Here is an 18,989-nt window from a genome sequence, read left to right as displayed (position 1 = left end):
ATGATCGCGACCCTGCCCCTGGAGCTGCGTAAGTCGATCACCTGGGACCGCGGCAGCGAGATGGCCCAACACGCCCAGTTCAAGACCGACACCGACATCCAGATCTACTTCTGCGACCCACAAGCGCCCTGGCAACGCGGCACCAACGAGAACACCAACGGGCTCCTGCGCCAGTACTGGCCCAAAGGCGCCGACCTACGCCACCTGACCCAGACCGAGTGCGACGACGTCGCCCTACGACTCAACACCCGCCCCCGCAAGACCCTCGACTGGCAGACTCCCGGACGAGCCCTCGACAAGAGGCTCGTTGCAACAACCGGTTGAGTCCGCCGGCTTGGCACGCGGGCGGATTTGACATATAATCGAACGTATGATCGATCTCTCGACAAGGCCCGACGTGGACACGATGTCCGACGTCGAGCTCGTCGACGAGCTGATCTCGCTCGAGGAGCTGACCTCGGCCGCCGCTGCCGCCAAGGCCCGACTGACCGCCGAGCTCCACGCGCGACGCCGGGCGCACGACGCCGCTGTCGGAGTGCCGCCCGAGCGGTGCGGCCGGGCGGTGGCCCACGAGGTCGCGTTGGCCCGCCGGGAGTCGCCGTACGCCGGCCGCGAGCACGTCGGGCTGGCGCTCGCGCTGGTGCACGACCTGCCCGAGACGCTCGCCGCGCTCGAGCGCGGCGACATCAACGAGCAGCGAGCGCTGATCGTCGCCCGTGAGACCGCGGACCTGCCGCGCGCGGAGCGGGCGCACCTCGACGCGTCCCTCGCGCCCCGGATGGCCGGGATGGGCAACCGCGAGATCCTGGTGGCGACCCAGCGGCTCGCCTTCGAGCTCGACCCCGACGGGGCGGAGGCGCGGGCTCGCCGTGCGCAGGCCCGACGCCGGGTCACGTGCCGGTCGCTCGGCGACGGGATGGCCCGGGTGTCCGCCGACCTGCGCGCGGCCGACGCGGTGGTCGCGATGGGCTCCCTGCACGAGTACGCCGACCTGCGCCGAGCGATGGGCGACCCGCGCTCCCGCGACCAGGTGATCGCCGACGAGTTCGCCGACCGCCTGGACCGGCCGGCCGAGGTCGGGCGGCGACACGTCGCGGTCCAGCTGGTCATGAACGCCGCGATGCTGCTCGGCGAGGACACGACGACCCCACCCCACCTGGTCGGCTACGGCCCGGTGTCGCCGACGGCGGCCGCCGACCTGCTCGCGTCCGCCGAGGGCGAGGTGCTCGTCCGGCGGCTCTACGCCAGCCCCGACGACCACGGCCTGGTCGCCATGGACAGCAAGGGCATCGTCTTCACGGGTTCGCTCCGCCGGCTGCTCTTCGCCCGCGACGGCGACACCTGCCGCACTCCGTGGTGCGACGCCCCACCCCGCCACGGCGACCACGTCGTCGGCCGGGCGCGGGGAGGGTCGACCGACCTCGACCAGGGCCAGGGTCTCTGCGAGTCGTGCAACTACGCGAAGGAGCACCCGGGCTGGCGGCACCGGACGACGAGCCACTGGCCCGAGCGCCACACCGTCGAGACGACCACGCCGACCGGACACCGACATCGGTCCCGCGCGCCTGCGCTGCCGGTGCCGACGTCACCCGACGGTCGACGACGCATCCTGGTCGTCGAGCTCTATCACCCCGCTGTCGAGGTCGAGCTCGAGCTCGCCGCCTGAGCCCTCGCCGGTGCGCGTCAGTGCTCCGGTCCCAGCCGGACCACAGTGACGCCCGCCGTCGCGGCCGGCCGGCTCATCGCCGCGAGCGCGGCACCGGCCTCGCCCAGCCCGATGACCGCCCCGACCAGCCGGCGCGGCCGTACGGCGCCCGAGGCGACGAGCTCGAGCATCGGCGGGTAGTCCCGCGCCGCCATCCCGTGCGAGCCGTGGATCGAGAGCTCCTGGGCGACGACCCGTCCCATCGGCAGCGGCGGCGTGGCGTGCTCGCCGAGCAGCAGCCCCACCTGGACGTGCCGACCCCGGGGGCGCAGGCAGGACACGGACGCCACGGCGGTGTCGGTGAGCCCGACGGCGTCGATGGAGAGATGCGCGCCGCCGCCGGTGGCCTCCACCACCCGGGTGGCCGCGTCGGGTCCGCCCTCGACGACCACCTCGGCACCCAGCTCGGCCGCGCGCTGCCGGGCGGCCTCGGACACGTCCACGGCGACGACGCGGGCACCGAGCGCGGCCGCGATCATCACCGCCGACAGCCCGGCTCCGCCGCAGCCGTGCACGGCCACCCAGTCGCCCGGGCGCAGCCGTCCGTGGGCGGTCAAGGCCCGGTAGGAGGTCGCGAAGCGGCACCCCAGGGCCGCCGCGCTGACGAAGTCCAGGTCGTCGGGCAGCACGACGACGTTGAGGTCGGCGGCCGGCACCGCCACCAGCTCGGCGAACGAGCCCGGCATCGTGAACCCGGGCTGGGACTGGTCCGGGCACACCTGGGCGTCGCCGGCGAGGCAGTACGTGCACCGCCCGCAGCCGCAGACGAACGGCGCGGTCACCCGCTCGCCGACGCGGTGGCCGGTCACCCGGGCGCCGACCTCGACGACCACCCCGGCGAACTCGTGGCCCGGCACCATCGGCAGCGGCACCGGGTCGTGGCCCTGCCAGGCGTGCCAGTCGGACCGGCAGACCCCGGTGGCACGCACTTCCACCAGCACCCCGTCGTCGGGACAGACGGGAGCGGGGATCTCGACGAGGGACGGCGTCGCGCCGTACGCGTCGTAGCGCACTGCTTGCATGGCGCGATCGTCGCAGGTCAGCCGCGGCGGATGCCGCCGTAGATCCCGCGGCGGACGATCCAGGGCTGGAGCACGGTGTCGATCGACCAGGCCGGGAAGCGGAACGCCTGGCCGGTGGGTGCGAAGACCTCGAGGCCGTTGGCCTGGACACCGAGCACCGACCCCCAGCGACCGCGGGGGGCCCTGAACTCGCGCAGCGGCTTGCCCGCGAGGTGGGCGCGGATGTTGCGGGCGAGCAGCTTGTCGGCCCGGTTGCGGGCGGTGGAGCGCAACGGGTCGGTGGCGGCGACGTCGCCGATGGCGAAGACGCCGGTCTGGCCCGGGAGCGTGAGGTCGGGGGAGACGCGCACGAAGCCGTCGTCGTCGAGCAGCTCGGGCGGCACCCACGAGGTGTTGGGCCGCACCCGGCCGATGGCCCAGATCGTGGCGTCGGCGGGAGTCGGCGGCTGCCCCGTGCTCCACGACACCGGTTCGTCGGTGATCCGGTCGCAGTCGAAGCCGTCGGGCACGACGGCGCGGTGGCCCGGGTGGAGGGTGACGCCGCGGGCCGTGAGCAGAGAGGAGACCCTCTGCCAGACCTTCGGGTGGTGGTGCGGCAGGGCGTGCTCGCCGGGGAAGAACAGGCGGACCTGCTTGTCGGGCCAGGTAGTCGCGACGTTCGCGGCGGTGCTCACCGACGCGGCGCCACCGCCGAGGACGTTGATCGAGCCGGCGGCGGCGAGGCGTTCGTGGGCGGCACGCAGCGACGCGTCGACCTGGTCGGCGGACTGGAAGTCGGGCCGTCGCCAGAAGCCGTTGGAGACGCCGGTCGAGATGACGAGGACGTCGTACCGCTCGGTGTTGGTGCGCCCGCGCGAGGTCAGTACCTCGACGGTGCGGGCCTCGAGGTCGAGGCCGGTGAGGGTGCCGTGGACCGTGCGGACGCCGCTGAGCTTCGCGTAGCGGTCGAAGGAGATGACGTAGTCGCGCGCCCAGTCGTCGGGGCGGGCCAGGCGGGTGCCGAGCTCCTGGCCGCTGACCAGGGCGGGCTTCGTGGAGATGCCGACGACGTCGGCGTGCCGGGACAGGTGGAGGGCGGTCAGGAGGCCGCTGTCGCCGAGGCCGGCGACCACCACGCGGGGCCGACTCATGCGGCTCGGCGCGGCGGGCGGGGCAGCAGCTTGGGCACCCGGTCGATGACGTCCTGGTACGACGGGCGGCGCGCGAGGCTGCGCTCCTCCATCATCGGGATGCTCGCGCCGAGGAAGAGCGCGACCATCGCGACGGCGCCGACGAAGACCCACCACCAGTCGGACGGCGAGGCGGCCAGCCCGAAGAGCGCGAGCGAGAACCAGAAACCGATCTCCCCGAGGTAGTTGGGGTGTCGCGACCAGCCCCACAGGCCGCGGTCCATGGCCTGGCCGGGCTGCTTGGTCCGCGCGAAGCGGTACATCTGGAGGTCGGCGGTGAAGGTGAGCACCACCGAGCCGACACCGACGGCGACGGCGACGACGTCGAGCCAGCCGACGTCCCGGCCGGTCCGGGTGACCGCGACGTACACGGGGAGCACGCCGAGGAAGACCTGGAGCGTCGGGATCACGTGGATGGCGAAGAGATCCACGAGCGGCTCCATCGCGCCCTTGCCGTCCTTCAGCATCGGGTAGCGCCAGTCCTCGTGGGGGAAGCCGGGGAACGCGTAGACCCAGTTGCCGGTCAGGCGGATCGCCCAGAAGAGGATGACGCCGATGACCAGCCAGGCGCGGACGTCGTCGACGTCGGGGGTGCTCTCGCTCCACCAGTAGACCGCCAGCAGCGGGGGCAGGACGCTCCAGTAGGCGTCGTAGAAGCTCGAGTTGTGGTGGATCCGGCTGAACACGAAGACCACCAGTGTCGCGAGCAGGTCGGCGACGAGTCCGTCGAGCCACAGGCGGCCGGTGTCCGGGCCCCGGTAGAGCCACGCGGCGCCGACCAGGATCGCGAGCGCGTAGGCCACGCAGACGCGCGTCAGCGACTCGGCTCTGCTCATCGTGGCGACCGTACTAGAACAAGTTCCAGTTGTGGCGTGGATCGCCCGGTCCCATTGCCCGCACGGCACACTGGAGAGCATGACCGTGACGTTGGAGCGCAGCAGGACAGCGCCGACCGACCTGACCGCCGACGAGATCGAGCTCCTGGGCAAGGAGCTCGACGCGATCCGACAGGACGTCCTCGACACCCGCGGCGCGCGCGACGCGGCCTACATCCGGCGCCTGGTGCTCGCCCACAAGGTGCTCGAGCTCGGCAGCCGTGCGGTGCTGCTCAACAGCCGCCGCAAGAGCGCGTGGGTGCTGGGGACGGCGGGCCTCACGGTCGCCAAGATCCTCGACAACATGGAGATCGGCCACAACGTCCTGCACGGCCAGTGGGACTGGATGCGCGACCCGAAGATCCACTCGACCACCTGGGACTGGGACCACGCGTCGCCGCCCAAGCAGTGGCAGCGCGCGCACAACGACCGGCACCACAAGAACACCAACATCGTCGGCATGGACAACGACCTCGGCTACGGGATCATGCGCGTCGACGAGGCCCAGGAGTGGCAGCGCCGACACCTGGTGCAGCCGGTGTGGAACTTCGTGACGGCGTGCATCTTCGAGTACGGCATCGCGATGTTCGACCTCGACCTCGGCGACCACATCCGCGACAAGCGGCAGATGTCGCCGGAGAAGAAGGTGGAGGTCCAGGCGACCCTCACCAAGATCCGCAAGCTGGCCGTCAAGGACTACGTCATCCACCCGGTGCTGTCGGGTCGGTCGTGGCGCTCGACGATGGCCGCCAACGCGACCGCCAACCTGGTGCGCAACCTGTGGAGCCACTCGATCATCATGTGTGGCCACTTCCCGGAGGGCGTGTCGACCTTCGAGCAGCCCGCGGTGAACGAGAAGGAGACCAAGGGGGAGTGGTACATCCGGCAGATGCTCGGCTCGGCCAACATCTCCGGGTCCCGCGCCATGCACCTGATGGCCGGCAACCTCTCGCACCAGATCGAGCACCACATCTTCCCGGACCTGCCGAGCAACCGGTACGTCGAGATCGCGCCGAAGGTGCGCGCGGTCTTCGACAAGTTCGACCTCGACTACAACTCGCGCCCGCTGGTGAAGCAGGTCGCGAGCGCGTGGCACAAGGTCGTGCGGCTGTCGCTCCCCAACGGCTGGCTGGCCGAGACCAACCGGCGCAACCTGATCCCGCAGCTGCGCCGCCTCACCCGGGCCTAGGCCCGAGGGTCATGCAGAGCGCGGCGCCGGGACGATCATCGGCGGCTGGCCGTCGAGCAGGATCGTGCCGGGTGCGGGGTCCTCGACGTACATCCCGCGGACGGCGGGGTGTCGCATGTAGGAGAGCCGGCTGACCTCGTGGCGCGACTTGCGCATGCCGTCGAGCACCAGCCCGGCCATCACGCACATGCTGCTGATCACGACGAGGAACGACGCGACGAAGAGCGTGGGCAGGCGCGGCACCAGGCCGGTCTGGAGGTACTGCACCCCGACCGGGAGCCCCAGGACGGCCGCGGCGAGCGACAGCAGCGCGGCCACCAGGCCGAAGAAGTAGATCGGCCGCTCGTGGCGGGTCAGGGTCAGGATCACGGTGAGGATCCGCCAGCCGTCGCGGTAGGTGCGCAGCTTGGACTCGCTGCCCTCGGCGCGGTCGCGGAAGTCGACGTCGACGGACGCCGACGGGATGCGCAGCGCGAGCGAGTGGACGGTCAGCTCGGTCTCGATCTCGAACTCGCGGGACACGGCGGGGAAGCTCTTCACGAAGCGGCGCGAGAAGACGCGGTAGCCGCTGAGCATGTCGCCCATGCTGTCGCCGAAGATGCCGGTGACGATGCGGTTGAGGGCCTTGTTGCCGAGCTCGTGGGCCGGCCGGTACGCCGAGCTCTCGAGTCCCTCGATCTCGCGACGGACGCCGACCACCTGGTCGAGGTTCTCCGAGACGAGCTTCTCGATCATCTGGGGGGCGGCCGCGGCGTCGTAGGTGTCGTCACCGTCGATCAGGAGGTAGATGTCGGCGTCGATGTCGGCGAACGCGCGCCGGACGACGTTGCCCTTGCCCTTGAGGGGCTCCGAGAACACGAGAGCGCCCGCCTGGCGGGCCTGCTCGACCGTGCGGTCGGTGCTGCAGTTGTCGTAGACGTAGACGGCCATGCCCGGCACGGCGGCACGCAGGTCGGCGACCACCTTCGCGACGGCGACCTCCTCGTTGTGGCAGGGCACGATCGCGGCGATGCGGTACCGCGTAGCCAGCTCCATGCGAACCCCCAAGGTGAACGACCGGTCCCGAGATCGTCATGGGGGAAACGGGGCAGGGACCCGCGGGTTACGCCGAGCCTGTAACTCGTTCTACTCGTCTCGTCGACCGGATGGTCCGGCGGTAGACCGCCTCGAGCTGGTCGAGGTGGGCCTCCCACGAGAACTCCGCCTGCACGAAGGCGTGCCCCGCGGCGCCGGTACGGCGCATCGCGGCCGGGTCGGCGACGGTCTCGCGGAGCGCCGCGGCGAGGGCGCCGCCAGCCGTTCCTACGCCGTCCATGTCGACGAAGCGCACGCCCGGGCCGGCGGTCCACGGGGAGTGCAGGGCGGGGTCCTCGCGCAGCAGCACCGGCAGACCCGAGGCCATCGCCTCCAACACGGTCAGCGGGCACTCTCCCACCGATGCGACCACCATGACGTCGGCCCCGGCGTAGACCTCCGGCATCTCCGCCGCGGGCACCGAGCCCAGGAAGCGCAGGCGGGGGTCGTCGACCCCGGGAGGCCGGTCGCCGCCGGCGAACACGATGTCGTAGTCGTCGCCCGCGGCGGCGGCGACGAGGTCGAAGCCCTTCTTGGGCACGAACCGGCCGACGAACAGCACCACGGGCCGCTCTCCCGGTTCGCGGGGGCGGGTCTCGCCCCGGCGGGGACGAAAGCGTGTGGTGTCGACTCCGTTGCCGAGCACCTCGACCTTCTCCGGCCGGGGCAAGGTGGCCGCGATGTGGGCGTCGATCGGCAGCACGGTCCGGGCCCCGCCGAGCACGAGCCGTCCGAACGTCGCCAGCACCACCCCCTGCACCAGGCGCACGAGGGCGGAGGAGTGGTGCACGAAGCCGACGTGGCGGTGCACGACGTACGGCGTCCGCAGCGCCAGGCACCACAGCGCCGCCACCCAGCTGGTGACGTAGAGGACGTCGTGGACGTGCACGACGTCGGCCCGCCGCACCTCGCGACCCAGGGTGAGCAGGAGCCGGGGGGAGAAGAGCGGGAAGGGCACGCCGAAGCGCTCCTCCAGCCCGTTCCACGCGCGCACGCGCACGGTGCGGACGCCGTCCTCGACCCGCGTTCCGGGTCCGACCGGGCCGGCGCTGCTGACGACCGTGACCCGCCAGCCGCGGGCCGTGAGGCCCTGGGTCTCGGCCGCGACGACGGTCTCGAGCCCCCCGATGTGCGGCAGCACGTGGTGGGCGACGTGCAGCACCGCTCTAGTCCTCACGCCGCGAAGTATGCCGTCGCGTAACCGGGGGTATGCCTCCCCGTTGACCCAGGTGGCCGGTGTGGGGCCGGGCATGAGGGGATCCGAGGTAGTCGTGGCGATCAGCGAGCGAACCGCGCCGTGGTGGCAGCGTGTCGTGCCCGTGACCGGTCTCGTGCTGGGAGCGCTCGCGCTGGCCGCGCTCGTCGTCCCCGGCTTCCGCCACCAGCTCGCCCTCTCGGCCAGCCACCGGACCGACGCGTACGTCGAGCTCTACTTCGCGCGGACCCCGGCCGGCACCCAGCAGGTGTGCACCACTTCCGGCGGCCGGGCGGACGTGCGCTTCGCCGTCACCAGCCACCTCGCCGGCGAGGAGGACCTCGCCTACGACGTGACCGTCGGCGACGAGGAGAGGTCGGGCACGGTCACCGTGAGGCCCGGCGCCTCCTCCGTCGTCCTCGAGTCGCTTCCGCGCCCCTCCGGCCCCTACGACGTCCGGGTGCAGCTGTTCGGCTCCGACCAGCAGCTGCAGGCGCACTGCCCGGGAGCGCGGTCATGACCCACGTCGCCGTCGTGACCCCCCGCTTCCCTCCCGACGCCGGCGGCGTCGAGGAGTACGCCGCCTGGGTCGCCGAGACGCTCCAGCGCGCCGGCCACCGGGTCACGGTCATCACGACGGGCCCACCCGGGACGACCATCTTCCGCGGCATCCCGGTGATCCGGGTCCGCAGCTGGGTGACCCTCTCCAACACGCCGGTGAACCCGCTGTGGTGGTGGCAGCTGCGCCGGCTCCTGACCCGCCTGGACGTCGACGTCGTCAACGCCCACGCCCCGGTGCCCGGCCTGGCCGACGTCACGGCGTTCACCTCGCCGGTGCCGGTCGTGCTGACCTACCACTCGGGGTCGCTGGTCAAGGCCGGACCTCAGGAGCGGAGCAGCGCCGTCGACCCCCTGCTGCGCGCCTACGAGCGGCACGTGCTGCCCCGTGTCTTCGCCCGCTGCCGCGAGCTCATCGCCGTCTCGCCGGTCTCGCTCGCGCACGCGACCGGTCGCGCGCACCTGATCCCGCCGGGCGTCGACACCGACCTGTTCTCACCGACGGAGGAACCGCGCCAGCGCCGCGTCCTCTACGTCGGCCGCGTCGAGCGCACCTCGCGGTGGAAGGGCCTCCAGGTCCTCGTCGACGCGCTCACCCGGCTGCGCGAGCTCGCGCCCGGCGTGCGCCTCGACATCGTCGGCGACGGCGACGACGTCGCGCCCCTGCAGAAGCGGGCCGCCGACCTCGGGGTGGGCGACCTCATCGACTGGCACGGCCGGGTCGCCCACGGCGACCTGCCGGCGTACTACCGGCGTGCGGGCGTGACCGTGCTGCCGTCGCTGACCGAGTCGGAGTCGTTCGGCATGGCGCTCGCCGAGGCGGTCGCCTGCGGCTGCCCGGTGGTGGGGTCGGCCGTCGGCGGCATCCCGTTCGTCGTCCGCGACGGCGAGGACGGGCGTCTCGTCCCGCCCGGCGACCCCGTCGCGCTCGCGGAGGCGCTGGCCGCCGTCCTCGACGACCCGCCGCGCCCGGGACCGTCCCGCTGGGACTGGAGGCACCGGGAAGACCAGACGGTACGGGTGATCGGCGAGGTGTCGCGATGAGCAGTCCGGTCCGGCCGGGGGGCGCGGTCGCCCGGATCCGCCGGAGCATCCCGCGGGCGCTGGTGCCGCTCGTCGTCGCTCTCCGCTTCCACCTGGCCTGGGCGCGACCGGCCGTGCGCGCGGACGCCCGAGCCCAGATGACGTTCCTCCTCGAGCACACCCGGCGCGACGCCGACGTCAACGCCGTGGCCCGCGACTACGTCCGCTACCAGGTGCGGCGCGGCGAGCTCCGCTGGCACCCGGAGATGATCACCAGCCTCCGGGTCGAGGGCATCGAACACCTGCTGGCCGCCCGCGACCAGGGGCGGGGCGTGATGGTGAACTTCGTCCACCACGGCTACTACGACGGCGGCTTCGCGTCGATCGCCCGGCACGGCGTGCCGTGCCGGATGGTCGTCTACCCCTACATGCTCGAGCCCGACGCCCCGCTCTGGCTCAAGCAGCACGTCTACGTCGCCTGCACGGGCGGGGGCACCCCGGTCAGCGCCGCCGTCGGCAACGACGGCATCACGGAGCTGCTCCGCCACGGTGAGGTCGTCGCGATCGCCTCCGACGTGCCCGGGCGGACCCCGCTCACCTTCGTCGGGCGCGAGGTCCTCGGCTCGTTCGGCGCCGCCCGGCTCGCGACCGACACGAACTCCCCGGTCATCGTGATGACCTCCGAGGAGGACGCCGACGGCCCGTTCATCCGGCTGCACGAGCCGTTCGAGCCGAAGCGCTACCGGTCGCCGAAGGAGCTCCTCCAGGCCCTGCTGGTGATTCACGAGTCCCGCCAGGTGCGGTGGCCCGAGGCGACCGACCTGCCGTTGTCGCGCTGGGGCATGCCATGACGCTGACCGTCTCCCGCGACGAGGCGGGGCCGGCCACCTTCCCGGAGCAGGTCGTCACGCCGACCCCGCGCCGGCGGCCGCCGGCCGTGCTCCTGCTGCTCGTGCTGGCCCAGGCCGTCATCGCCCTCGACCTCGACCTGCCCGTCGTCCGACCCGCCATCGCGCTGGTCACCTTCGTCGCGCTGCCGACGCTGGTGCTCCACCGGCGCGCGAGGTTCGCCGCCGACACCGAGGTGGGGCGGTTGTCCTACGCGTTCGGCGTGACCCTGCTCGGCCTCATCCTCGGCGGCCTGCTCCTCGACACGGTCCTGCCGGTCGTCGGCATCGACCACCCGCTGGCTCCCGCCCCGCTCGCGGCTGCCTGGCTGGTGGTCGACGTCGCGCTGCTGAGGTGGCGCCGCGAGGTCCCGCTGGTCGCGCCCGAGGCGCACCGCAGCGTCGTTCTCGGGGCGTACCGACGAGTGCTCGACGCCCGCCTCGAGCTCTCCCAGGGCCTCGCCGTGCTGGGCCTGCTGCTCGCGGTCGTGGGCGCGATCCGGCTCAACAACGGCGCCGGCGGGGGAGCCGCCCTGGTCGCGGTCGTGCTCGCCGGCGCGGCGATGCTGACGCTGCTGGTCGGCCCGGGCGACCGCTCCATGGTCGTGCGCGACGCGTGGGTGATCGGCCTGGTCGCCGCCGGGCTGCTGCTCGCGACGTCGCTGCGGGGCTGGGCGATCACCGGTCACGACATCCAGGCGGAGTTCCTCGCCTTCCGGCTCACCGACGAGGCTCAGAACTGGCAGATGAGCGCGCTGCCCAGCGCCTACAACGCCTGCCTGAGCGTCACCATCCTCCCGACCGTGCTGGTGCAGACGACGGGGCTCTCGGGCGAGCTGGTCTTCAAGGTGCTCCTCCAGCTGGTCTTCGCGACCGTGCCGGTGCTGACCTACCTCTTCTCCCGCCGCTTCGTGAGCCGCCGCCTCGCGCTCGCCGCGACGACGTTCGCGATGGCGTTCCCGACGTTCTTCACCGACATGCCCTACCTGGTGCGCCAGGAGGTCGCGTTCTTCTTCCTCGCCCTGGTGCTGCTCGCGGCCACCGAGCCGGGCCGCACCCGCGTCCGCACCGGCGTGCTGGTCTTCGCGCTCGGGCTCGGGGTGGTCGTCTCCCACTACTCGACGACGTACCTGCTGCTGATGGCGCTCGTGGCGGCGCTGCTCGCGATGGGCCTGACCGGCCTCGTCCGCCGGCTGCGTCACCTCTCGGGGCACCGGCCGGCACACGCCGCGCCGCACGACCCGCTGGTGCTGCTGCACCCCGGGATGGTCGCGGCGCTGATCGGCGTCACGCTCCTGTGGGCGGGGCCGATCACCGACACCGGCGGGCACGCGACGTCCGTCGTCAAGGAGACCATCGACTCGCTGACCGGCAAGGGCGTCGACGGCCCGAGCTCGTCGGACACGTCGTACTGGGTCTTCTCCGGCGACGAGACCACCCCGCGCGAGCGGATGGACATGTTCGTCCAGGAGACCGTCGACTACCGCGACGCCGAGATCCCGGCGGGCGAGCGGGTCGTGCGCGACCCCGGCGACGCCGAGCTCGAGCCGGCCCTGCACGAGCAGGCGGCGAACCCCGTCGACACCGCGCTGCGGCTCGGCTGCGCCCTGCTGATGCAGGTCTTCGCCCTGCTCGGCGTGGTGTGGCTGCTGCGCCGCCGGCTGCGTGGCACCGACACGTCGCGCGAGGTCACGTTCCTGACCGTCGGCGCGATGTCCGCGCTCGGGCTGGTGGTGCTGGTGCCGAACCTGTCGGTCGACTACGGCGTGCTGCGCGCCTTCCAGCAGACCCTGCTGGTCATGGCGCCCACCATGGCGCTCGGCATGTCGGTCGCCCTCCGTCCGCTCACCGCGCGGGCGCCGCGCTCCTCGCTCGCGCTGGTGGCGATCATCCCGGTCACGCTGCTGCTCGTGCTGAGCGGTGTCCTGCCCGCCGTGACCGGCAGCCAGCAGCAACGGATCGCGATGGCCAACGCCGGCACCTACTACGACCGCTTCGCCGTGTCGGACTCCTCGCTCGAGGCGATGCGCTGGCTGGCGTCGGTCGACCACGCGGACCGGTCGAACGAGCGGATCATCGCCAACCGCAACGTCAACGTGCGGCTGCTCGCGATGAGCGACAACCGGGCCCCGGTCTCCGACCGGCTCTACCCGACGCTGCTGTCGAAGGACGCCTACGTGTTCGTCGACGCGCAGATCCTCGAGCAGGGCGTCTCGACGATCTTCTACACCGGCGACCTGCTCACCTACACCTACCCGATCCAGGACCTCGACGAGCACCTCGACCTCGTCTACAGCGCCCCCGACGCGCGGATCTACCGATGAACATCGTCGCCAAGCTCCGCAACGACCCGCTGCTGATGAACTCGGCGCTGATGTTCGCCACCACGGTCCTGATGGCCGGCGGCGGCGCGGTCTTCTGGGTGATCGCGGCCCGGCTGGCCAGCCCGGGTGAGGTCGGCCTGGCCGGCTCCCTCGTGGCCGCCGGTGACTCGCTCGCGCTCTTCGCCCAGCTCGGGCTCAACATCGCGCTGCTGCGCACGATGCCGACCAGCAGCAAGAAGGCCGCGGACGTCCTCACCGCCTCGATCGTGGTGGTCGGCGCGGGTGCGGCGTTCGCGCTGGTCTACGCGCTGCTGCTGCCGCTGACCTCGCCGCGGCTGGCGGCCGTCCTCGACTCCCCGGTCACGATCGGCGTCTTCTGCGTGCTCGTGGCCGGTACGGCGCTGAACGTGCTCTCCGACAGCGTCTTCCTGGCGATCAACCAGGTCTGGTCCTACCTGCGCCTCAACGGCATCCTGATGGGCCTCGTCAAGTGCGTGCTGCCCTTCCTGCTCGCCGGCGCCGGCGCGCTCGGCCTCTACGGCTCGGTCGGCGGCGCGATCCTGTGCTGCGCGGTCGCGAGCGTCTGGGTGATCCTGCGCCACGTCCCGGGCCGCCGCGTGCTCTCGCCCTCGCCCGAGCTGCTGGCGACGCGCCGCTTCGCCGCGGCCGGCTGGGTGACCTACGTGCTCACGGTGCTGCCGCTGCTGGTCTTCCCGCTGATCGTCGTCAACGCGCTCGGGCCGGCCGAGGGCGGCGCCTACTTCATCAGCTTCCAGGTCGTCACCCTGCTGCACGCGGTGGTCCTCGCGGTCGCGAGCTCGGCCTATGCCGAGAGCGAGAAGGCGGTCCACGACCGGCACCGCGTGGTCCGCAAGGGCGGGCTGACCCTGCTCGTCTGCTCGGTCGCGGGTGCGCTCGCGATGATCGTGCTGGCGCCGTTCTTCCTGATGATCTTCGGCTCGCACTACGTCGACTCCGGTACGACGACGCTCCGCGTGCTGTCGCTGTCGGCGGTCGGCGCGGCCTTCAACTACTGGTCGGCGATGCGGCTGCGGCTCGCGAGCAACCTGGTCGCGATGATCGTCGTCCAGCTCGTCAGCACCGCGGTGATGCTGACGCTCGCGGTCGTGCTCGCGCCGTACGGCACCGTCTGGGTCGCCGCCGCGTGGGGCGTCGGGCACGTGGTCGGCGGGGTGCTCGGCTACCTCGTCACGGCCACCGTGGCGCGCTTCCCCGACGACGCGCCGGCGGTGGTCGAGGAGGAGCTGGTCGCGCCGTGAGGACCAGCCACCTCAGAAACGGCTTCCTGACCGTGGTGCTCGGGACCCTGCGGGTCGTGCTCGGGGCGCTGTCCCGCGTCGTACCCCCGTCGACGTCGGTGGTGGTCACCGCGAGCCCCGAGACCGAGGGCAACGGCGTCGAGGTGGCGCGGGCGCTGGTGCACCGCTACGACGGCCGCGTGGTCTGGCTGCGCGACGCCGCCAGGAGCTCACCGAGCGTGCCGGAGGAGATCCGTGCCCTGACCGACCAGGGCCTGGTGCTCGTGCCGAAGGCCAGCCTCGCGGGGTTGTGGGCCTACCTGCGCGCCGAGGCGATCCTCTTCACCCACGGCCTCTACGGCAGCCCGAAACCCCGCGCCCGCAAGCCGATCGTGAACCTCTGGCACGGCGACGGGCCCAAGGACATCACGCCCGGCAAGGGCGTCGGGGCGATGATCTCGAGCACCTACCTGGTCGGCAGCACGCCGCTCTTCTCACAGATGCAGGCCCGCGCCTTCGACGTCCCGGCCGACCGCGTGCTGGTCACCGGCAACCCGCGCACCGACCAGCTGTGGGCCCCTCCCGAGCTCGACCGGCTCGCCCGCCTCGGCATCACCAGCGACTTCGTGGTCTGGATGCCGACCTTCCGACAGGCCCGCGCCGTGGGCGCGGTCCGGGTCCACGGCCACGACCGGGCCGGCACCGACGGCGCGGACCACGAGATCGCGACCCTCGTCGACGGCCTGCGCGAGCGCGGCCTCCAACTCGTCGTGAAGCCGCACCCGATGGACGCCGACCGCCGGCAGCTGCCGGGGGTCGTCACGATCGACGAGGAGGACCTGGCCGGCGCCGGCGTCAGCCTCTATGCCCTGCTGGGCGCGTCGTCCGGGCTGGTGACCGACTACTCCAGCGTCTGGGTCGACTACCTCTTGCTCGACCGGCCGCTGGCCTTCCTGGTGCCCGACCGCACGACGTACGACCGCGCGCTCCATCCCGCCGACATCCTCGACTGGGTGCCCGGCGAGGTGGTCGCGCAGGATCGGCCGTTCGCGGCGTTCCTCGCCGACCTCGACGCGCACGGGCGGCTCGGCGCGGACCTGCGGCACGACGTCGTGCGCCGGATCGGCCTCAACCCGTCGGCGACGGCTGCCGACGACCTGGTCACCGCGCTGGTCGAGCTCGGCGTGCTCAGCTCCGGCTGAGCGACCTTCAGAAGCCGCGCGAGCCGCCGCCGCCCGAGTGGTGCGAGCCGCCACCGCCACCGAACCCGCGGGAGCCGCCGCCACCCCCGCCGCCGGAGTGGTGCGAGCCACCGCCGCCACCGCCGCCACCGAAGCCGGAGAACGAGCTGCGCGACGAGGCGGCGGCCGCGGCCCGCCGGGCGGCCGCCCGCTGCTCCTCGGCCTCGCGGCGGTCCCGGCGGGCCATGGCGACGGCGTCGTTGGCGCGGTTGCGCGCCGCGTCGGCGCCGCCCCGGATCTGGTCGAGCGCGGCGAGCGCGGCGGCCTGGTCGAGGAGGCCCGCGGCCTCCTCGGCGGCAGCGCGCGCCCGGCTGCCGACGTCCGCGCGGGAGACCTCGCTCTGCGCCTCGGCGACCGCCGCCTCGGCGGCGCGCAGCGCGCGCTGGGTCTCCTCGTAGGTCGCGATCACGGTCACGACGACGTCGGTGCAGCCGGCCAGCCGCTCGGCGACGGCGTCGAGCTGGGTCTTCAGCAGCAGCAGCGGCGCCCGAGGCGCCGCGGCCTGCTGGCCGAGCGCGGCTGCCTCGGCGCCGATCGGGGCCACCTCGGGGACGGTGGTCAGGTAGGAGACCGCGGCCGAGTTGGACTCGATCTGGGCGGCGAGCGCGGTCGCCTCCGCGGCCAGCCGTTGCCCGGTCAGCGGCAGCTGGGTGGTCAGCTGGTCGAGCTCGCGCTCGCGCACCCCGGGGGCGGCCGCGTCGGTCGCGATGGTGTCCGCGGCGGTGCGGGCGGCGGTGATCTGCTCCCGCGCCAGCCGGAACTCCTGGGTCGCCATCGAGGAGTTGGACCGGATCGTCGCCAGGGCGTCGGCCAGTGCGGTCCGGGCGACCTTGGCGGCGTCGACCCGGGCGCGCACGCCCTCCAGGCAGGAGGCGTCGTACGTCGCCTCGAGGTGCTCGGTCGTCACGGAGGCCTCGGCGATCGCGGCGTCGAGCTCGATCGCCCGGGCCTCGAGGGCGGTCGTGTCCGTGGCGAGGTCGGCGAGGTAGTCGGGGAGGCCGGTCAGCCAGGCCTCGTGTCCGGCCAGGGTCGTCATGGCGGTGGCGACCAGGGCGTCGGCGTCACCGAAGCGCAGCTGGCCGCCCAGGGTCTCGGCGTCCCGGGCGGCCTGCTCGGCGGCCGTCGGCGCGCCGTCGAGGTCGCCGGTCTTGTATCCCTCACCCCGGCGCCGCTCGAGCAGGGCGGTGAGCCGGGTCGCCGCGGCGCGCAGCTCGGCCACCCGGGCCGGCAGCCGGTCGCGCACCTGCTCGAACGCCGTGACCGACTCCTCGACGCGGGTCAGCGCGTCCTTGGCGGCCTTCAGCTGGGCGGTCGTCTCCTGGATCGGCGTCAGCGCCGCGGTGGCCTCGTCGGCGTCCAGCTCGGGGACCGCCTCGGTCGAGTAGGTCTGGGACCTCTCCAGGTAGGTGGCGGTGGCGGCCTCGAGCATCGCGACGGCCGCGGTGTTGTCGGTCCGGATCCGGGTCAGGGTCGTGTCGGAGACCTGCGGCAGCGCTCCGACGCGGGCCGCGACGTACTCCCGACCGGCGTCCAGCTCGACCCACGCGGTCGCCATCTCGTCGGTGGCGGCGCTCAGCGTCGCCCGGGCGTTCGTGGTCGCCTTCCGGCGCCGCCAGAGCACGAACCCGAGGTAGGCCGCGGCCCCGCCGACGACCAGCACCGCCAGCCCGCCGAGCACCCAGGCACCACCGGCCGAGGTACCGGATCCGGAGGCCTCGTCGACACCGCCGCCGAGCGGCGACCCGCTGCCGGGGACGGTGCCCGGGTCGCCCGAGCCGTTGTTGCCGGAACCCTGTGCCGGCTGGCGGTTGTAGGCCCTCGCGTAGATCGTCAGCCCGTCGACCATGCCGGCGGTCCAGTCGCCGTTGCCGAAGTTCGCCCCCATGCCGTCGACCTCGGCGTGGTCGCGCGCGGCCTCGAACTTGTTCAGCGCCTTGCCGTCGTAGTGGCTGCCGAGCTGGCGGTCCTGGACGGCGACGCCGAGGATCAGCAGCGACTGGGACCCGTCGGCCTCGAAGCCCCAGCCGTGGCACTGCGCCCGGGCGTCGAGGAGCACGTCGTAGAGGTCCTGGCCCTTCGCCGTGGTGAACGTCAGCACCTTCACGGTCACCTGGTCGCCGAACCGGGCGGCGGCCCGCTCGACCGCGGCGTCGTCGAGGACGTCGGCGGCGTCGCTGACGACCTTGGCGGAGCAGAGCGGCGCGGCGGTCGCGGCCTGGCCGGGAGCGGCGAACGTGATGCTGACTACCGACGCCGCGAGGGCGATGCCGAGGACCACGAGATACCTGCGCATGCGCACATCGTGCCCCTCTCCCGTCGCGGCAACCTACGCGGCTTGCTGGACCCTCGGGCGCTGCGGGCTGAGGACGTCGCTGCGGGCGCGGAGGAACGGCCTCTCCAGGAAGCGGTAGCTGAGCACGGTCACGGTGGTGGCCGCGGTGACGGCGATCAACCCGGAGACCGGCTTCGGCAGGGGCGCATCCTCCAGCAGCAGGAACGGCACGATGTGCCAGAGGTACAGGCTGTAGCTGCCGCGCCCCACGGCCGCGAGCCACGGGTGCCCGAGCAGCCGGTGCACCGGGCCGTCCATGTTGTCGGGACTGCCGGCGCCGGCGTTGCTGTAGCCGGTGTGGATCAGCACCACGGTGGCGAGCACCGCGAGCGGGATCCCGACGTAGCGGTAGACGGGGCTGTGCGCGTCCGGCCCGAGCAGCGCGTAGCCGCCGATGGCGACGAGCGCGGCGCCCGCGGACGCGTGCCGGCGTGGCCGGGCGGGGTGTCCGCTGTCGGTGAAGACCCGGTCGACGGACCACAGGGCGAGGGCGGCCCCGACGAGCAACTCGGCCGAGCGGGCCGACGGCCCGAAGTAGAACCAGAAGGCACCGAGCGGCAGCGACAGCAGGTAGAGGGCGAGGGCGGCGCCGAGGCTGACCCCGGCGAGGCGGCGGGCGCTCCAGCCGCGCGAGCGAGCGCCCAGCACGGCGACCGGCCAGAGCGCGTAGAAGTACCACTCGACGGCCAGCGACCAGGTCTGCCCGAAGGGCTGCAGCCCGGGGAGCCAGAGGCTGCCGTGCTGGTCGGCGGCCCACATCGCCGATCCCTGGCCGAGCACGATCACGCCGCGCTGCAGGACCTCGACCGGGCCGACCGGGGCCCACGGGACCACGGCGTACAGCACGGCGCTGGCCACGACGAGGCCGAGCAGGGCGGGGTAGAGGCGCGACACGCGGCGCCGGAGGAAGGCCACCCAGGCGGCCGCCCGGGAGCCGGTGACCGGGCTGCGCCAGAGCATCGTGGTGATGATGAAGCCGCTGAGCACGAAGAAGACGTCGACGCCGATGGATCCGCCGTGGAAGAGCGGGACGTACCAGCTGAACCAGTGCAGGGCGAGGACGGCCGCGATCGCGACCGCACGGATGCCGTCCAGGTAGTCGAACCGCCCGGTTGCTGACCTCACCTGCGCGTAAC

The 18,989-nt window shown here is 73.0% G+C and carries 16 protein-coding genes; 9 read left to right on the top strand and 7 right to left on the bottom strand.

Translation table 11 applies throughout. The annotated features are described in order from the left end of the window. Window positions 1–324, top strand: a 324-nt coding sequence (locus PD653B2_RS10715) for an IS30 family transposase (protein ID WP_123061227.1), incomplete at its 5' end; no start/stop codon positions are given. Window positions 325–370: 46 nt separating this feature from the next. After that, window positions 371–1,666 carry an HNH endonuclease gene (locus tag PD653B2_RS10710; protein ID WP_085872367.1) on the top strand — a complete coding sequence of 432 codons (1,296 nt, stop codon included), beginning with the start codon at window positions 371–373 and terminating at the stop codon, window positions 1,664–1,666. Between the two features lie 17 nt (window positions 1,667–1,683). Here PD653B2_RS10710 and PD653B2_RS10705 read toward each other — a convergent pair whose 3' ends face one another. Genes PD653B2_RS10705 through PD653B2_RS10695 form a run of 3 tightly spaced genes read right to left on the bottom strand, consistent with a single transcriptional unit; the run spans window position 1,684 to window position 4,732 of the window. Beyond that, window positions 1,684–2,727, bottom strand: a complete 1,044-nt coding sequence (locus PD653B2_RS10705; protein ID WP_085872366.1) for a zinc-dependent alcohol dehydrogenase family protein — start codon at window positions 2,725–2,727, stop codon at window positions 1,684–1,686. Between the two features lie 17 nt (window positions 2,728–2,744). Next, window positions 2,745–3,857 (bottom strand): NAD(P)/FAD-dependent oxidoreductase, encoded by a 1,113-nt coding sequence (locus tag PD653B2_RS10700; RefSeq protein ID WP_085872365.1) that lies wholly within the window; start codon window positions 3,855–3,857, stop codon window positions 2,745–2,747. After that, on the bottom strand, window positions 3,854–4,732 hold the full coding sequence (locus PD653B2_RS10695) for a DUF1295 domain-containing protein (protein ID WP_085872364.1): 879 nt from the start codon (window positions 4,730–4,732) through the stop codon (window positions 3,854–3,856). Before PD653B2_RS10695 ends, PD653B2_RS10700 begins: the two co-directional genes overlap by 4 nt. A 79-nt stretch (window positions 4,733–4,811) precedes the next feature. Here PD653B2_RS10695 and PD653B2_RS10690 point away from each other — a divergent pair, with 79 nt between their 5' ends. After that, on the top strand, window positions 4,812–5,960 hold the full coding sequence (locus PD653B2_RS10690) for a fatty acid desaturase family protein (RefSeq protein WP_085872363.1): 1,149 nt from the start codon (window positions 4,812–4,814) through the stop codon (window positions 5,958–5,960). A gap of 9 nt (window positions 5,961–5,969) precedes the next feature. Here the strand turns inward: PD653B2_RS10690 and PD653B2_RS10685 are convergent, their stop codons facing one another. Beyond that, window positions 5,970–6,995, bottom strand: a complete 1,026-nt coding sequence (locus PD653B2_RS10685) for a glycosyltransferase family 2 protein (protein WP_085872362.1) — start codon at window positions 6,993–6,995, stop codon at window positions 5,970–5,972. A gap of 67 nt (window positions 6,996–7,062) precedes the next feature. Beyond that, window positions 7,063–8,211: a glycosyltransferase family 4 protein gene (locus PD653B2_RS10680; protein WP_165763428.1), complete on the bottom strand. Its 1,149-nt coding sequence runs from the start codon at window positions 8,209–8,211 to the stop codon at window positions 7,063–7,065. Window positions 8,212–8,284: 73 nt separating this feature from the next. Between PD653B2_RS10680 and PD653B2_RS10675 the strand changes: the two genes are divergently transcribed. Genes PD653B2_RS10675 through PD653B2_RS24915 form a run of 6 tightly spaced genes read left to right on the top strand, consistent with a single transcriptional unit; the run spans window position 8,285 to window position 15,482 of the window. Continuing rightward, on the top strand, window positions 8,285–8,749 hold the full coding sequence (locus PD653B2_RS10675) for a hypothetical protein (protein ID WP_133058958.1): 465 nt from the start codon (window positions 8,285–8,287) through the stop codon (window positions 8,747–8,749). Beyond that, window positions 8,746–9,831, top strand: a complete 1,086-nt coding sequence (locus PD653B2_RS10670) for a glycosyltransferase family 4 protein (RefSeq protein ID WP_085872359.1) — start codon at window positions 8,746–8,748, stop codon at window positions 9,829–9,831. The genes PD653B2_RS10675 and PD653B2_RS10670 overlap by 4 nt, the downstream gene beginning before the upstream one ends. Then, complete coding sequence (locus PD653B2_RS10665) at window positions 9,828–10,661, top strand: hypothetical protein (RefSeq protein ID WP_085872358.1); 834 nt, start codon at window positions 9,828–9,830, stop codon at window positions 10,659–10,661. The genes PD653B2_RS10670 and PD653B2_RS10665 overlap by 4 nt, the downstream gene beginning before the upstream one ends. Then, window positions 10,658–13,021 carry a DUF2206 domain-containing protein gene (locus PD653B2_RS10660; RefSeq protein WP_085872357.1) on the top strand — a complete coding sequence of 788 codons (2,364 nt, stop codon included), beginning with the start codon at window positions 10,658–10,660 and terminating at the stop codon, window positions 13,019–13,021. Before PD653B2_RS10665 ends, PD653B2_RS10660 begins: the two co-directional genes overlap by 4 nt. Beyond that, window positions 13,018–14,301, top strand: coding sequence for a lipopolysaccharide biosynthesis protein (locus tag PD653B2_RS24920; RefSeq protein ID WP_165763427.1), 1,284 nt, complete (start codon window positions 13,018–13,020; stop codon window positions 14,299–14,301). The genes PD653B2_RS10660 and PD653B2_RS24920 overlap by 4 nt, the downstream gene beginning before the upstream one ends. Then, complete coding sequence (locus tag PD653B2_RS24915; RefSeq protein ID WP_165763426.1) at window positions 14,298–15,482, top strand: CDP-glycerol glycerophosphotransferase family protein; 1,185 nt, start codon at window positions 14,298–14,300, stop codon at window positions 15,480–15,482. Before PD653B2_RS24920 ends, PD653B2_RS24915 begins: the two co-directional genes overlap by 4 nt. A 7-nt stretch (window positions 15,483–15,489) precedes the next feature. Here PD653B2_RS24915 and PD653B2_RS25330 read toward each other — a convergent pair whose 3' ends face one another. Beyond that, window positions 15,490–17,814, bottom strand: coding sequence for a hypothetical protein (locus PD653B2_RS25330; RefSeq protein ID WP_085872356.1), 2,325 nt, complete (start codon window positions 17,812–17,814; stop codon window positions 15,490–15,492). A gap of 33 nt (window positions 17,815–17,847) precedes the next feature. Beyond that, window positions 17,848–18,978 carry an acyltransferase family protein gene (locus PD653B2_RS10645; protein ID WP_165763425.1) on the bottom strand — a complete coding sequence of 377 codons (1,131 nt, stop codon included), beginning with the start codon at window positions 18,976–18,978 and terminating at the stop codon, window positions 17,848–17,850. Window positions 18,979–18,989 lie beyond the last annotated feature (11 nt).

The organism is Nocardioides sp. PD653-B2 (assembly GCF_002117935.1).
Classification (GTDB): Bacteria; Actinomycetota; Actinomycetes; order Propionibacteriales; family Nocardioidaceae; genus Nocardioides.
Note: the sequence above shows the minus strand (reverse complement) of the source record. Positions and strands in the feature narration are given on the sequence as shown.